Below are 14,969 nucleotides of genomic sequence, written 5' to 3'. Positions count from 1 at the left end.
AGAGGTTTGTCATGCCCTGGTTACAAGTCCGTCTCGCCATCAGCCCGGAACAGGCGGAAACCTACGAAGACGCCCTGCTCGGCGTCGGCGCCGTGTCGGTAACCTTCATGGACGCCGAAGACCAGCCGATCTACGAACCGGACCTCGGCACTACGCCACTCTGGTCGCACACGCACCTGCTCGCCCTGTTCGAAGCCGACACCGATGAAGCCAACCTGCTCGCGCATCTCGAACTGCTGACCGGCACGCCGTTGCCGCCGCACCAGTTCGAACGCATCGAAGACCAGGACTGGGAACGCAGCTGGATGGACAACTTCCAGCCCATGCGTTTTGGCCAGCGCCTGTGGATCGTGCCCAGCTGGCATGCCGCGCCGGAACCGGACGCCGTCAACCTGCTGCTCGATCCAGGCCTGGCCTTTGGCACCGGCACCCACCCGACCACCGCACTCTGCCTGGAGTGGCTGGACGGCCAAAGCCTGCAAGGGTGCACTGTGCTGGATTTTGGTTGCGGCTCCGGCATCCTCGCCATCGCCGCACTGCTCTTGGGCGCCAAACAGGCGGTCGGCACCGATATCGACCCGCAAGCACTGGAAGCTTCACGCGACAACGCCGGGCGCAATGGCATCGATCCGGCATTGTTTCCGCTCTACCTGCCGGCCGATCTGCCACAACAACCTGCCGAAGTGGTGGTCGCCAACATTCTTGCCGGCCCGCTGGTGCAATTAGCCCCGCAAATCACCTCGCTGGTTCAGACCAATGGGCGCCTGGCACTATCGGGCATCCTCGCCGAACAGGCGGAAGAAGTGCGCGCGGCCTACAGCGATGCCTTCGAGCTGGATCCCACGGCAGAAAAAGACGGCTGGGTACGTATCACCGGCCGCCGCCGCTGAGAGCCCGTTCAAGATCGTCGCGCGCGCAGCAGATCATGAACAGGCTCTGAGGCGCCATCCGCAGCCGCCTTGAGTTAGACTAATCGCTCCGATTTACTCGCGTAGAACGCCGGATTACTGCATGACCGCCAGCTTCGTCACCCAATGCCCCCATTGCCGCACCAGCTTCCGCGTGAGCCGCGCACAGCTGGGCGCAGCCCATGGCGCAGTGCGTTGCGGAGCCTGCTTACATGTATTCAATGCCGCGCAACAGCTTCTCGGCGCACAACCGGCCGTCGCTAAAGCAGCCGCTAGCCCGCCGCCGACCACCGCGCAGCCGCCCCGCCCGGCAACCCCTGCCAGCCAACCCGCCACGCCGCCCGGCAAAGCTGCCAGCGACACGCTGTGGATTCATGACGACCTCGACCTCGACAGCCTCGATGAAGAGCTGGCCAAGCTTGAGCAGCAGGAACTGCAACTCTCGCAAGAGTTTCTCGCCCTGGAGCCCAACCCGAAATCGGCCGAGAACCTCCTCAAAGCGCCGGAAAAAGCGCGCGAGCAGCACGACGAAAGTTGGACCGAGGCACTCCTCAAGGACGAGCCCGCGTCACGCCCGGCCAGGGTTAGTGCTGCCCCCACCGCACCTCTTGCATCGACAGTAGCGCCGCCGCCCGTGGCCGCGCCGCCAGCCGAAGTACCACCTTCCAGCCTGGTGAGCGATGAGCCAGCACTGGCCCGCGACAACGCAGACGCCACGAATGAGGGCGATGATGAGGAACTGGAGCACGACTTCAAGCTCAGCGCCGAGCGCGACAAGCCGGATGTCAGCTTGTCCGCCACTGACGACCATGACGATCAGGACAACAGCTTTGCCTCCGTCAGAACCTTGCAAAACCCCGGACGCAGCGAACCTGGGCTGCGTGACGACGGGCTATTCAATCTGGCTGAAGAGCCCCTGCAACTCGACTGGCAAGAACGGCGCAAACCCTGGGGCCGCTGGCTGGGCTGGGGTCTGCTGAACCTGATCGGCGCGGTCGCCCTGGCCAGCCAATATATCGCCTACCATTTCGACGAACTGGCGCGTCAGGATCAGTACCGCCCCTGGTTCGAGCAGTTCTGCCCAAGCCTCGGCTGCAGCCTGCCGTCCAAGGTCGAGATCAGCCTGATCAAGAGCAGCAACCTGGTGGTGCGCAGCCACCCGGAGTTCACTGGCGCCCTGGTGGTAGACGCGATTCTCTACAACCGCGCATCTTTCGCCCAACCCTTCCCCTTGCTGGAAATACGCTTCGCCGATATCAACGGCCAATTACTTGCCAGTCGTCGTTTCAAGCCCAGCGAATATCTGGCGGGTGAGCTTGCCGGTCAGGCCGAAATGCCACCGCAAACGCCGATCCACATTTCCCTCGACATCCTCGACCCAGGCACCAAGGCCGTGAATTACAGCCTGAGTTTCCACTCGCCCGAGTAACCGCCGCGCACTGGCTTTTGGCATTTTCACGGCCATCCGCAGGCACCGTGAGCCGCCAATAACTGTTCATAATTTATCCAGAACAGCCTTTATCCAGTTATCGAGAGCGGGTATCATGCCAACCCTTTTTCGCACTCCCATATCCGCCTTTTCAGCAGGGAAGCCCCATGTCGGCGGTACGCATCGGTCCATACACATTGCCCAATCAGTTGATACTCGCGCCCATGGCGGGAGTCACTGATCGCCCGTTCCGTCAACTCTGTCGCCGCCTTGGCGCGGGCCTGGTGGTATCGGAGATGGTCACCAGCGATATGAGCCTGTGGAACACCCGCAAATCGAGCCTACGGCTGATTCATGCCGGCGACCCGGAACCCCGTTCGGTGCAGATTGCCGGCGGCGATCCGCAGATGCTGGCGGATGCCGCGCGCGCGAATGTCGAACTGGGTGCGCAAATCATCGACATCAACATGGGCTGCCCGGCCAAGAAGGTCTGCAACAAGGCCGCCGGTTCTGCGCTGTTGAAGGATGAAGCACTGGTCAGCGCGATTCTGCAGGCCGTGGTGGCCGCGGTGAACGTGCCGGTGACCCTGAAAATCCGCACCGGCTGGGATCGCGAGAACAAAAACGGCATTGTTGTAGCGAAGATCGCCGAACAATCGGGCATTCAAGCGCTCGCCGTGCATGGCCGCACGCGTGCGGACCTGTACACCGGCGAGGCCGAGTACGAGACCATCGCCGCGATCAAGCAGGCGGTGTCGATTCCGGTGTTTGCCAATGGCGATATCGACTCACCAGAGAAAGCCCAGCACGTGCTCGCGGCCACCGGCGCCGATGCCCTGCTGATTGGGCGTGCCGCGCAAGGGCGGCCATGGATTTTTCGTGAGATCGAGCATTACCTGCGCACCGGCGTAAAATTGCCGGCGCCAACGCTGCACGAAGTGGAACGCATTCTGCTAGAGCATCTGGCCGAACTACATAGTTTCTATGGCGATGTGATGGGCGTGCGTATCGCCCGCAAACATGTCGGCTGGTATCTAGCCACCCTGCCGGGCGCCAGGGAGTTTCGCGCCCAATTCAATCGTCTGGAGAACACGGACGTGCAATGCGCCAACGTTCGGCAGTATTTCGCCGAACGTCATAACGACGGAGAAGGGGTGGCTGCATGACGATGATGACTGAGACACTAGTGAGTGGAATTGCACCCGTGACCGATAACGTCAATTTGAAACAGCACCTGAGCACGCCGAGCGAAGAGGGCCAGACCCTGCGCGGCAATGTGGAAAAGGCGCTGCACAACTACTTTGCCCATCTGGATGGGCAGGATGTCTCTGACGTCTACAACCTGGTGCTCTCCGAAGTCGAGGCACCGCTGCTGGAGACCGTGATGAACTACGTCAAGGGCAACCAGACCAAGGCCTCCGAACTGCTCGGGCTGAACCGCGGCACGCTGCGCAAGAAGCTCAAGCAATACGATCTGCTGTAAGCATGCACTCAAACGAAAAAGGGCGGCCCCTGTTGATGAAATGGCCGCCCTTTTTTGCTGATTTCTCTGCTTTAGATGGAAATTGAGATGACCGACCAAACCACCCGTCTGCCTATCCGCCGCGCCCTGATCAGCGTTTCCGACAAGACCGGAATCCTTGAGTTCGCCCGTGAGCTGTCAGCCCTTGGGGTTGAAATCCTCTCCACCGGCGGCACCTTCAAGCTGCTCAAGGACAATGGCGTGGCCGCCGTGGAAGTCGCCGACTACACCGGTTTCGCGGAAATGATGGATGGCCGGGTGAAGACCCTGCACCCGAAAATTCACGGAGGCATCCTGGGTCGCCGTGGCATCGACGACGCCATCATGGCCGAGCACGGGATCAAGCCGATAGACCTGGTCGCAGTCAACCTCTACCCCTTCGAAGCGACCGTTGCCAAACCGGGTTGCGACCTGCCGACCGCCATCGAAAACATCGACATCGGCGGCCCGACCATGGTCCGCTCGGCGGCCAAGAACCACAAAGACGTGGCCATCGTGGTCAACGCCAGCGATTACAGCGCCGTGCTGGAAAGCCTGAAAGCCGGCGGCCTGACTTACGCCCAGCGTTTCGACCTGATGCTCAAGGCCTTCGAGCACACCAGCTCCTACGACGGCATGATCGCCAACTACTTCGGCACCGTGAACCAGGCCGCCGAGACGCTCAGCACCGAAGACCGTGGCGCTTTCCCGCGGACCTTCAACAGCCAGTTCATCAAGGCCCAGGAGATGCGCTACGGCGAGAACCCGCACCAGAGCGCGGCGTTCTACGTGGAAGCCAAGCCGGTGGAAGCCAGCATCGCCACCGCGATCCAGTTGCAAGGCAAGGAGCTGTCGTTCAACAACGTAGCCGACACCGACGCCGCCCTGGAATGCGTGAAGAGCTTCGTCAAGCCGGCCTGCGTGATCGTCAAGCACGCCAACCCATGCGGCGTGGCTGTGGCCCTCGACAGCGAAGGCGGCATCCGCCAGGCCTACGAACTGGCCTACGCCACCGACACCGAATCGGCGTTCGGCGGCATCATCGCCTTCAACCGCGAACTCGATGCAGAAACCGCCAAAGCCATCGTCGAGCGTCAGTTCGTCGAAGTCATCATCGCGCCGAAAGTCAGCGCTGCCGCCCGCGCAGTGGTCGCCGCCAAAGCCAACGTGCGTCTGCTCGAATGCGGAGAATGGGCCGCCGAACGTACTTCCGCCTGGGACTACAAACGGGTCAACGGTGGCCTACTGGTACAGAGCCGCGATATCGGTATGATCAGCGCAGATGATCTGAAGGTGGTGACCCAGCGCGCGCCAAGCGAACAGGAAATCCACGACCTGATCTTCGCCTGGAAAGTCGCCAAATATGTCAAATCCAACGCCATCGTCTACGCCAAGAACCGCCAGACCATTGGTGTCGGCGCCGGGCAGATGAGCCGGGTCAACTCCGCCCGCATCGCCGCGATCAAGGCCGAACATGCCGGCTTGCAGGTGCAGGGGGCGGTGATGGCGTCGGACGCCTTCTTCCCGTTCCGCGACGGCATCGACAATGCCGCCAAGGTTGGCATCACCGCGGTGATCCAGCCAGGTGGCTCGATGCGCGATAACGAAGTGATCGCTGCCGCCGACGAAGCCGGTATTGCCATGGTATTCACCGGCATGCGCCACTTCCGTCATTGAAGACGGCCGCACTGAAGCAGGCGTCTGCTGCGTTGCGGACGACTTCGCCAATGCTCATTGCCAATAGGCAACTGCGCTTGTCGTAGCCATCCACGCCTTGCATCCACCTACTTCATTGCGACCTCGTAATGTGTAGATTTTAGAAGAGCTGGGGGTTTAGCCTCCTGGTCGAAGAATTAGCGTCATCGAGGTTTCGAAATGAATGTTTTGATCATCGGCAGCGGTGGCCGCGAACACGCACTGGCCTGGAAAGTTGCGCAAGACCCGCGCGTTGAGAAAGTCTTCGTCGCCCCGGGCAACGCCGGAACCGCCACCGAAGCCAAGTGCGAGAACGTCGCCATCGACGTACTCGCGCTGGAGCAGCTGGCCGACTTCGCCGAGCAGAACGTCGGTCTGACCATCGTTGGCCCCGAAGCACCACTGGTAGCGGGCGTGGTCGATCTGTTCCGCAGCCGCAACCTCAAGTGCTTCGGCCCAACGGCTGGCGCCGCACAGCTGGAAGGCTCCAAGGCTTTCACCAAAGACTTCCTCGCACGGCACAATATCCCCACCGCCGACTACCAGAACTTCACCGAAGTCGAGCCGGCGCTGGCTTACCTGCGCGAGAAAGGCGCACCGATCGTGATCAAGGCTGACGGCCTGGCCGCCGGCAAAGGCGTGATCGTCGCCATGACCCTGGGCGAGGCCGAAGATGCCGTGCGCGACATGCTCGCCGGCAATGCCTTCGGTGACGCTGGTTCGCGCGTAGTGATCGAAGAGTTCCTCGACGGCGAAGAAGCCAGCTTTATCGTCATGGTCGATGGCCACAACGTGCTGCCGATGGCCACCAGCCAGGATCACAAACGCGTTGGCGACGGCGATAGCGGCCCGAACACCGGCGGCATGGGCGCCTATTCGCCGGCACCGGTGGTTACCGCCGAGGTACACCAACGGGCCATGGACGAAGTGATCTGGCCGACCGTGCGTGGCATGGCCAGCGAGGGCAATGTTTACACCGGCTTCCTGTATGCCGGGCTGATGATCGACAAGGCCGGCAAACCGAAAGTCATCGAGTTCAACTGCCGTTTTGGCGATCCGGAAACCCAGCCGATCATGCTGCGGCTGCAATCGAGCCTGCTGCTGCTGGTCGAAGGCGCCTTGGCCGAAGCCCTCGATAAAATCGAAGCACAGTGGGACCCGCGCCCCAGCCTGGGGGTGGTGCTGGCTGCCGGTGGGTATCCCGGCGACTACGCCAAAGGCGCGGCGATCAGGGGGCTGGACGCTGCCGTCAGCGACCAGGGCAAAGTGTTCCACGCCGGCACAGCGCTCAAGGACGGCCAGGTAGTCACCTCAGGCGGCCGCGTACTCTGCGCCACTGCCCTTGGCGAGACCGTCTCAGAGGCCCAGCACAACGCCTATGCGCTGGCGGCGAAGATCGACTGGGATGGCTGTTTCTACCGTCACGACATCGGTTATCGGGCCATCGCCCGCGAACGCGGCGAGGATTAAGCGCCTGAATTCGTAGAACAAGCTGTAAAGCGTGCAAAGGCAGCCATTTGGCTGCCTTTTGCGTATTACCGCCAAGCAGGCGCTTGGCTATAATCGGTCGATTCACATTCGAAGGGATTTCACCGTGCGCGGGCTTAGGATCGCCATAGGACTCATTGTCAGCCTGCTGTTGACTGCGCTCAATCTATCCCCGGCGCAGGCAACCGAGCAAGGGCAATGGTTCGCCCTGATCGATAGCGAAGCCTCATTGCAACTGGATGAAGTCCGCTCCCCGCGCTATCTCCCGCAGTTCGGCCCGGTCGATCTCAAGCAGCTCTACACCCCCGGTGGGAACACTGCGCTGTGGCTGCACTACCGTCTGCCTGCCAGTGACCGGGAACACCTGCTGCGGGTCTTCGCCCCGTATGTGGACTTCCTCGATCTGTATGCGCTGCAAGGCGATGAACTACTCGCCAACACCCGCACCGGCAGCCGCCTACCCTTTGCCAGCCGCCCGCTGCCCAGCCGCGATTTCCTGCTGCCGCTACCGGCGGCCAAGGAGCCGCTGGATATCTACCTGCGCCTGGCCTCAACCCATGCTCTGCGCCCAAGCATCAGCCTCGAGTCGGCCGCGGCGATGGCCGCCGACGACACTCGCCCATTGCTCTATGGCCTGCTGCTCGGCGCTTTTGGCATGTTGCTGCTCTACAACCTCGTGCGCTTTGCCTACGCCCGCATACGCAGCAGCCTGTGGCTAGCAGCCACCCAAGTCTGCTTTCTGGGAACCAGCCTGAGCGTGCTGGGGATCAGCACTCCGTGGTTGGCTGACTGGCAGACCGCTCAGCCACAGATTGCCAATCTGTCGATGCTACTGGCGATGCTCTGTGGCTTGTCCTTCACCGGCAGCTTTTTCCACAAGGTCTGCCCAAGCACTTCGTTACGGCGCGTACTGATCGGCGAAAGCGTGCTGATCGGCCTGACCTGCATCGTGCTGTTGATCGCCAGCAACCTGCAGTTCAACCAACTGGTGTACGTGATTGCCGCTGTGAGCAGCCTGAGCATCTTGGTCGTTGCCGCCTTTCACTGGCAGCACGGCTATCAGCCAGCACGACTATTCACCCTGGCCCTGCTGGTGTTTAACCTAGCCTTCATCGGAGCCCTGCCGGCGCTGTTCGGCTACTGGGCGGTGCAGTCCGAATGGCTGGCTTTCGGTCTGCTGAGCGTGGCCGCCCTCAGCGGTTTCATGCTTAGCATCGCACTCAGCGAGCGCCAGCGACGAATCATTCAGGACGACTTCAGCATCAGCCGGGAGCTCGCCGCCAGCTCCGCCGAACTGAAGGCAAAAGCCGAATTCCTCGCCAAGATCAGCCACGAAATCCGCACACCAATGAACGGTGTGCTGGGCATGACCGAATTGCTGCTTGGGACTCCGCTCTCGGCCAAGCAACGCGACTATGTGCAGACCATTCACAGCGCAGGTAACGAGCTGCTGACGCTGATCAACGAGATCCTCGACATTTCCAAGCTGGAGTCCGGACAGATCGAGCTGGATGACGTGCAGTTCGACCTGAATGCGCTGATCGATGATTGCCTGGACATCTTCCGCGCCAAAGCCGAACAGCAGAAAGTCGAGCTGATCAGCTTTATGCAGCCGCAAGTGCCACGGGTGATCAGCGGTGACCCGACACGCCTGCGCCAGACCTTGCTCAGCCTGCTGGACAACGCCTTCAAGCAAACCGACGAAGGCGAGATTCTATTGGTGGTCGCATTGGACACCAGCGCCGATGCCCCACGCCTCCGGATTGCCGTACAGGACAGCGGCCGCCCGCTGGAGAGCAGCGAGCGCGACGCCTTGCTCAACACCGAACTGCACAGCAAAGACTTCCTCGCCGCCACCAAGCTCGGCGGCCGTCTCGGCCTGATCATCGCCCGCCAACTGGTGCGCCTGATGAACGGCGCATTCGGCATCCAGAGCGGTAGCAACCAGGGCAACACCCTGTGGCTCACCCTGCCACTGGATGCCGAACGCTTGGAACACCCCACCGCCGACCTCGACGGCACACTGCAAGGCGCTCGTTTGCTGGTGGTCGATGACAATGACACCTGCCGCAAAGTCCTGGTGCAGCAGTGCAGTGCCTGGGGCCTGACGGTCAGTGCGGTGCCTTCCGGCAAAGAGGCCCTGGCCCTGCTACGAACCAAGGCGCACATCCGCGAATACTTCGATGCGGTGCTGCTCGATCAGGACATGCCCGGCATGAGTGGCATGCAGCTGGCGGCGAAGATCAAGGAAGACCCCAGCCTCAACCACGACATCCTGTTGGTCATGCTCACTGGCATCAGCAACGCTCCGAGCAAAATCATCGCCCGCAACGCCGGGATCAAACGCATCCTGGCCAAGCCGGTAGCCGGCTATACGCTAAAAACCACCCTCGCCGACGAGCTGGCGCAGCGCAAACATGGCGGCGCCATACACTGGGCACCAACCCTGGCGAGTGCGCCGCTGAATGTGCCTAGCGACTTCCGCATCCTGGTCGCCGAAGACAACAGCATCTCCACCAAGGTGATCCGCGGCATGCTCGGCAAACTCAACCTGCAACCGGACACCGCCAGCAATGGCGAGGAAGCATTGATCGCGATGAAAGCCCAGCAGTACGACCTGGTGCTGATGGACTGCGAGATGCCGGTACTCGATGGCTTCTCCGCCACCCAGCAACTACGCGCCTGGGAAGCCGCAGAGAAGCGCAGCCGCACCCCGGTGGTGGCGCTCACCGCGCATATCCTCGCCGAACATAAAGAGCGCGCACGCCTGGTCGGCATGGACGGGCATATGGCCAAGCCGGTGGAGCTTTCGCAACTGCGTGAACTGATCGAACACTGGGTCTCTGAACGCGAACTGCGCCGCCAGCGCGAAGCTAACAACGCCCGGTCATCTGAGCCCTCTGCGAATGGCGTCGGTTGACGTTACAAGGCCCGAGCTCGGCGCGGGCCCCACCTCCAACTACGAGCCAAGCCCATGCTGTCCGAGCTATTCAGCCTGTACTTGAAGATGCTGGTGCTCTACAGCCCCTTCTTCGTACTCTCCTGCTTTATCAGCCTGACCCGCGGCTACACGGTGAAGGAACGCAAGAAGCTGGCCTGGAAAGTCGCCGGCGGCGTGGTGATCGCCAGCGTGCTGCTGTACCTGTTCGGCCAGAATATCTTCACCGTATTCGGCATCACCATCGATGCGTTCCGCATTGGCGCCGGCAGCGTGCTATTCATTTCCGCGCTGGGCATGGCTCAGGGCAGCCCTGCGGTGCAAAGCGAAAACGTGCAGCAGGACGTCACCATAGTGCCACTGACCATCCCGCTGACAGTGGGCCCCGGCACCATCGGTGCGATGCTGGTGATGGGTGCCGGCCAACCGCATTGGGACGATAAGCTGGTGGCGGTGCTGGGCATCGTGCTGGCCAGCCTGACGGTCGGTGTCGTGCTCTACCTCTCCGACCGCTTTGAGCGCCTGCTCGGCGAGCAAGGGCTGCAGATTGTCAGCCGGCTGATGGGCTTGTTCGTCTGCGCACTGGCGGCGCAAATCATCTTCACCGGGGTGAAGAACTATCTGGTGCGATAGGCTGGGTGAGGCGCGCTCCGGCTCGTAGCCATGCGGCAATCTAGGACGCGCCGTAACCCGGCGATACACTCGCGCCAGTGCCATCGCATTGCCGGGTTACGCGGCGTTTACGATTGCGTGGGTTGTTACGGATTTGCTTGCGCCGCTAACCCGGCCTACGTTCCGAACAGGGCTCATCTCACTCCAGATAGCGGAGAAATACCCGGTTTACTCGGTAGTTCCCGATTCTAATTTCCTGCAACAACCTTTAAATTACCCGCCCTCAGGGAATGAATCCCTGGGCTATCACCTCATGGAGAAACACCTGTGAAAAACGTCAGCAAAATCATCGCCGCACTGCTGTTCACCCTGACTATCAGCGGTTGCACTGGCACCCCGATGAAGGCGCAGAACCTGGATAACAGCCAATACACCGTCGTCGGTCATAGCCAGGCGAGCGCCACCGGCCTGCTCCTGTTCGGGCTCATCCCAATTCAGCAAAACAACCGCTTTGTTCGCGCGCAAAATGCCGCGATCAAATCCAAAGGCGGCGACGCGCTGATCAACACACAGATTCAAGAAGACTGGTTTTGGGCCTGGGTGCTGACCGGTTACACCACGACGGTTTCCGGTGACGTGGTGAAACTGAACACGATCAATTAAACCAGGCTGCATCGCGCGCGAAGCAGAACAGCGGCGGCTGAGTCCCTTGCGACTTAGTCGCCGCTGACTGGCGCGAAGAATAGTAAATGCCCGATTGCGCCAGCCCAGGTCTTTCGGACCAGGATCAATTAACCGTCCCGCCTCCCCTTCATCGCCAAGCCGTAGCCTGCTACAGCATCGCCCCACCCTCTCGCGGTACACTACGCGGCTGTCTTTAACCGGAACACATCATGAAAAACGCGCTTCCCGCTCGTGCCTGTGGCATCGATTTCGGCACGTCCAACTCCACTGTCGGCTGGCTACGCCCTGGCATGGAGTCGTTGATCGCGCTGGAAGACGACAAGATCACCCTACCGTCGGTGGTGTTCTTCAACTTCGAAGAACGCCGCCCGGTATATGGCCGGCTGGCCCTGCATGAATATCTGGAAGGCTACGAAGGCCGCCTGATGCGCTCGCTGAAGAGCCTGCTGGGCTCGAAACTGCTCAAGAGCGAAACCGCCGTACTCGGCAGTGCTTTGCCGTTCAAGGACATCCTTGGTTTCTTTATCGGTGAACTGAAAAACCGCGCCGAAGCGGTTGCCGAGCGCTCATTCGAAGAAGTGGTGTTGGGACGCCCGGTATTTTTCGTCGACGATGACGAAAAAGCCGACCAGGAAGGCGAAGATACCCTAGTGGCCGTGGCGAAGAAGCTCGGTTTCAAGGACATCTCGTTCCAGTACGAACCGATCGCCGCCGCCTTCGATTACGAGAGCACGATCGGGCGTGAAGAACTGGTGCTGATCGTCGACATCGGTGGTGGCACCTCGGACTTCTCGTTGATCCGTCTGGCCCCGAGCGGCACATGCTCGCCGAGCGCCACGAGGACATCCTGGCCACCGGTGGCGTGCATATCGGCGGCACCGATTTCGACAAGCAGTTGAGCCTGAGCGGGGTCATGCCGCTGTTCGGCTATGGCAGCCGGATGAAGAATCAGGCCTACATGCCCACCAGTCATCACCTCAATCTGGTCACCTGGCACACCATCAACGCGGTCTATTCGCAGCAGGCGCAGACCGCGTTGCGCAATATGCGTTACGACGCGCTGGACACGCCCGGATTTGACCGTTTCTTCAAGTTGATCGAACAGCGCGCCGGACACTGGCTGGCGATGCAGATCGAACAAACCAAGATCGAGCTAACCGAGGTTGAGCGGCGTACCGTGTTACTCGACCGGATCGAATCAGGCCTGTCGGTCGAGTTGGATCGTGCCGGTTTCGACGAGTCCATCGCCAGCTTGCTGGAACGCATTAGCGGCAGCGTCATGCAATTGCTCAGCGATGCCAATGTCAGCACCGAACACATCGACACGGTGTTTTTCACCGGTGGCTCCAGCGGCATCCCGGCCCTGCGCCAGAGCATCAATGTGCTGCTACCCAACGCCCGGCATGCCGAGGGCAATACCTTCGGCAGCATCGGCAGCGGTTTGGCCATCGAGGCGAAGAAGCGTTACGGCTGATTCGTTTACCTATCGCTCTACCCAGCCTACGGTCTAGAGCCCAGCCTCCCTCTCTACCAGGGGGAGGCTAGAAGTCAAACGACTTCCAGCACTTCAAATTCCTGCCGCTGATTGGCCACGCTGATGTCTACCAGCGCGCCCCGCGCCTTACCCAGCAGGCTCTGGCCCATGGGTGAGCGCGGGGTGATGACCATGACTTCCTGGCCGGCATCCACGATCTTCAAACCAGCGGCATCCGGGCCGAGAAACAGCAAGCGTTGCGCGCCACTTTCCAGCTCGAGCCGCACCAACGCGGTCAGTTGAATACCGTTCGACGGATCGAAGGCCCGCAGCAGCAACTGCCGATAAGCCGTTAACGCCTGCTCAATTTCGGCCACCCGCTTCGCTTGGCCGTGCGCCAAATAGCCGGCCTCCAGGCCGAGGGTGTCATATTTATTTTCGGCAATATTCTCCTCGTGGGTCGCCGCCTCATAGGCAGTTTGCAGCGCACCCTGCGCGATCTGTAAGTCGGCTACGAGCTTGTCGATAATCAGCTGATGGATACGTTGTTTATTCATGATTCCGGTCATTTGGCAGCGAGGCATAACCCAAAGCGGCAGCCGTTTGCCGACGCCAAGCACAGTGTGTCGGTAACCGCGGCGGTTTATGAAGCGCTTTCGAGCTTTCTGCTCCGCACGTTACAGTTGCCGCATCCAACCACCCGGCTATGCATGGCCAGCGTTGCACAGACAAACCCAACCGGCAGGAGCCCCCCATGAATATCGTTCAGGCAGCCACTACGCTGATCGCCACACTCGCGTTAGCCGCTTGCGGGCTTGGGGAGACTGCCGCAACGGCGACCCTGCAGGCCAAACAAGCGGAGCAGGCGCAGCAACAGATGACCCAGCTCAAACAACAGATCGATCAGGCCAATGCGCTGAATAACCAACGCCTGCAGCAGGCGACTGAAAACGCGCAGTAATGCCTCACTCTCGGTCAGCGCACTGATTACGCCAGTGACGCTGCCGAATCTCGATGGCGACGAGCTACGAATGGGCGGGAATTTGTCCGGGCTCGACTGACTGACAGCAGTGCGTTTGAGACGGCCCCGATGTTAAGCGACTTATTTCTTCTTCAAGCACTCGCTCATGAAGGTCTTACGTGGATCGCCCTTGAGCGCTTTGCTGGCGGCATCGGCATTGCACGACTTCATTCTTTCTTGCGGGGTGGTTGCTGTTGCCGCTGCCGGGGTACTACCAGCTTTCAGGCAGGTGCTCATAAAGGCTTGGCGCTCATCGCCCTTGAGCGTCTTGCTGGTGGCCTCGGCATTGCACGACGTCATCTTCTCTTGCTGAGCGGTAGCGGCAAAAACCTGAGGGGAAACCAGCAAAACCAGCGCCAGCACAGGGATACGAACCATATTCATGAGGCTTCTAGTGGCCTGTACGGCTAGTTGGTTAACTCAAGTTCGGATGCCTGGAGTCCTGAGACAAGGCGCCGTGACGAGTCATAGCTGGGCTATGGCGAGGAGCGGCAACGCAGTATCGGGGCTTCAGGCGCCGAAATTGACTAATTGAACTAGCCACACAGGCCACTAGGTGGACTGTGCATAGGCGCAGCATGCCGACGAAGCTTAGCCAGTGCTTTGCCTTTGCCGACACGCACGTGGAACTGCTCCGCCGCTTAGAACCAGCTCTTAGGGCTGGTCAGCGGGCACCAGGGTGATCTCGACCGGCTGACCTGGGTTGTGAATACGGAGCCGAAATTCGTCGCGGCTCAACTTCAGGACCTCGACTTTGTAGGGTCTGCCCTCCTCGATCATGGTCAGCCCTGCACCTTCGGCTTTCCAGGCACCGAAAGCCGGTTTGTTATTAGCCGAGGCCAGCACCAGCGTACCGTCCGAGAGAAAGACATAGAGCATGCCGCGCGCAATTGTGCTCGACTCGCTGACACGCCAAACCTGGTTGATAAAGCTGACCTTAGCCGGCGCAACCGGCTCGGAGCACGCGCTGATAACCAGGCCCGCGATGATTGCCAAACTGATGCTGCGAAGGCGCTGCGTGTACATTATTTCAAGCTCCATATAGCGCTCGGTCTCTTTCGCACGAGCGGCGTACCGACTAAACAAGCGCAATGCCAGGCCTTGTCACAGCCGTCAGCCTTAGCAAGCCATTGAAAAACTGCTGCGGGCTTCGCGCGCTATGCAGCGCTGAAGTCAGCCTAAAAATGCTCATTTACAGCACGTGAACTGTGCTTTTCCG

At 60.7% G+C, this 14,969-nt stretch carries 13 protein-coding genes and 1 pseudogene; 11 read left to right on the top strand and 3 right to left on the bottom strand.

What is annotated here, in order from left to right; genetic code table 11:
- Positions 1 to 11 precede the first annotated feature (11 nt).
- The 10 genes and pseudogenes from prmA to D3879_RS08485 all read left to right on the top strand — a co-directional run bounded on the left by prmA (position 12) and on the right by D3879_RS08485 (position 12,729).
- Positions 12 to 890 carry a 50S ribosomal protein L11 methyltransferase gene (gene prmA, locus D3879_RS08530; protein ID WP_119953625.1) on the top strand — a complete coding sequence of 293 codons (879 nt, stop codon included), beginning with the start codon at positions 12 to 14 and terminating at the stop codon, positions 888 to 890.
- A gap of 121 nt (positions 891 to 1,011) precedes the next feature.
- Positions 1,012 to 2,337 carry a DUF3426 domain-containing protein gene (locus tag D3879_RS08525; RefSeq protein ID WP_119953623.1) on the top strand — a complete coding sequence of 442 codons (1,326 nt, stop codon included), beginning with the start codon at positions 1,012 to 1,014 and terminating at the stop codon, positions 2,335 to 2,337.
- Between the two features lie 167 nt (positions 2,338 to 2,504).
- Positions 2,505 to 3,503 carry a tRNA dihydrouridine synthase DusB gene (dusB, locus tag D3879_RS08520; protein WP_119953621.1) on the top strand — a complete coding sequence of 333 codons (999 nt, stop codon included), beginning with the start codon at positions 2,505 to 2,507 and terminating at the stop codon, positions 3,501 to 3,503.
- Complete coding sequence (gene fis / locus D3879_RS08515) at positions 3,500 to 3,820, top strand: DNA-binding transcriptional regulator Fis (RefSeq protein WP_119953618.1); 321 nt, start codon at positions 3,500 to 3,502, stop codon at positions 3,818 to 3,820. Before dusB ends, fis begins: the two co-directional genes overlap by 4 nt.
- An 87-nt stretch (positions 3,821 to 3,907) precedes the next feature.
- Entirely contained in the window at positions 3,908 to 5,515 is a 1,608-nt protein-coding gene (gene purH / locus D3879_RS08510) for a bifunctional phosphoribosylaminoimidazolecarboxamide formyltransferase/IMP cyclohydrolase (protein ID WP_119953617.1), read from the top strand.
- Between the two features lie 198 nt (positions 5,516 to 5,713).
- The gene (gene purD / locus D3879_RS08505) at positions 5,714 to 7,003 is read left to right on the top strand and encodes a phosphoribosylamine--glycine ligase (protein WP_119953616.1); all 1,290 of its coding nucleotides are present in this window, start codon (positions 5,714 to 5,716) and stop codon (positions 7,001 to 7,003) included.
- A gap of 124 nt (positions 7,004 to 7,127) precedes the next feature.
- On the top strand, positions 7,128 to 9,941 hold the full coding sequence (locus D3879_RS08500) for a hybrid sensor histidine kinase/response regulator (RefSeq protein WP_119953615.1): 2,814 nt from the start codon (positions 7,128 to 7,130) through the stop codon (positions 9,939 to 9,941).
- A 57-nt stretch (positions 9,942 to 9,998) separates the two neighbouring features.
- Complete coding sequence (locus tag D3879_RS08495; protein WP_177412423.1) at positions 9,999 to 10,592, top strand: MarC family protein; 594 nt, start codon at positions 9,999 to 10,001, stop codon at positions 10,590 to 10,592.
- A gap of 306 nt (positions 10,593 to 10,898) precedes the next feature.
- On the top strand, positions 10,899 to 11,234 hold the full coding sequence (locus tag D3879_RS08490; RefSeq protein ID WP_119953613.1) for a hypothetical protein: 336 nt from the start codon (positions 10,899 to 10,901) through the stop codon (positions 11,232 to 11,234).
- A gap of 230 nt (positions 11,235 to 11,464) precedes the next feature.
- A pseudogene (locus D3879_RS08485) lies at positions 11,465 to 12,729 on the top strand (Hsp70 family protein).
- A 74-nt stretch (positions 12,730 to 12,803) separates the two neighbouring features.
- Here the strand turns inward: D3879_RS08485 and D3879_RS08480 are convergent.
- Complete coding sequence (locus D3879_RS08480; RefSeq protein ID WP_119953612.1) at positions 12,804 to 13,286, bottom strand: GreA/GreB family elongation factor; 483 nt, start codon at positions 13,284 to 13,286, stop codon at positions 12,804 to 12,806.
- 197 nt (positions 13,287 to 13,483) lie between these two features.
- Here D3879_RS08480 and D3879_RS08475 point away from each other — a divergent pair, with 197 nt between their 5' ends.
- Positions 13,484 to 13,690, top strand: a complete 207-nt coding sequence (locus D3879_RS08475) for a hypothetical protein (RefSeq protein ID WP_119953611.1) — start codon at positions 13,484 to 13,486, stop codon at positions 13,688 to 13,690.
- Positions 13,691 to 13,831: 141 nt separating this feature from the next.
- On the opposite strand, the gene D3879_RS08470 is transcribed toward D3879_RS08475, so the two are convergent.
- Together D3879_RS08470 and D3879_RS08465 are read right to left on the bottom strand one after the other, a co-directional pair.
- On the bottom strand, positions 13,832 to 14,134 hold the full coding sequence (locus D3879_RS08470) for a PsiF family protein (RefSeq protein ID WP_119953610.1): 303 nt from the start codon (positions 14,132 to 14,134) through the stop codon (positions 13,832 to 13,834).
- Positions 14,135 to 14,404: 270 nt separating this feature from the next.
- Positions 14,405 to 14,776 carry a hypothetical protein gene (locus D3879_RS08465; RefSeq protein WP_119953609.1) on the bottom strand — a complete coding sequence of 124 codons (372 nt, stop codon included), beginning with the start codon at positions 14,774 to 14,776 and terminating at the stop codon, positions 14,405 to 14,407.
- Positions 14,777 to 14,969 lie beyond the last annotated feature (193 nt).

Origin of the sequence: Pseudomonas cavernicola (genome assembly GCF_003596405.1) — a bacterium.
In the GTDB taxonomy this organism is placed as follows: Bacteria; Pseudomonadota; Gammaproteobacteria; order Pseudomonadales; family Pseudomonadaceae; genus Aquipseudomonas; species Aquipseudomonas cavernicola.
Note: the sequence above shows the minus strand (reverse complement) of the source record. Positions and strands in the feature narration are given on the sequence as shown.

Coding starts and splice junctions, on each gene's coding strand:
- D3879_RS08525 (WP_119953623.1), top strand. CDS start 1,012: ATGACCGCCAGCTTCGTCACCCAATGCCCCCATTGCCGCACCAGCTTC.
- prmA (WP_119953625.1), top strand. CDS start 12: ATGCCCTGGTTACAAGTCCGTCTCGCCATCAGCCCGGAACAGGCGGAA.
- D3879_RS08475 (WP_119953611.1), top strand. CDS start 13,484: ATGAATATCGTTCAGGCAGCCACTACGCTGATCGCCACACTCGCGTTA.
- D3879_RS08470 (WP_119953610.1), bottom strand. CDS start 14,134: ATGAATATGGTTCGTATCCCTGTGCTGGCGCTGGTTTTGCTGGTTTCC.
- D3879_RS08465 (WP_119953609.1), bottom strand. CDS start 14,776: ATGTACACGCAGCGCCTTCGCAGCATCAGTTTGGCAATCATCGCGGGC.
- dusB (WP_119953621.1), top strand. CDS start 2,505: ATGTCGGCGGTACGCATCGGTCCATACACATTGCCCAATCAGTTGATA.
- fis (WP_119953618.1), top strand. CDS start 3,500: ATGACGATGATGACTGAGACACTAGTGAGTGGAATTGCACCCGTGACC.
- purH (WP_119953617.1), top strand. CDS start 3,908: ATGACCGACCAAACCACCCGTCTGCCTATCCGCCGCGCCCTGATCAGC.
- purD (WP_119953616.1), top strand. CDS start 5,714: ATGAATGTTTTGATCATCGGCAGCGGTGGCCGCGAACACGCACTGGCC.
- D3879_RS08480 (WP_119953612.1), bottom strand. CDS start 13,286: ATGAATAAACAACGTATCCATCAGCTGATTATCGACAAGCTCGTAGCC.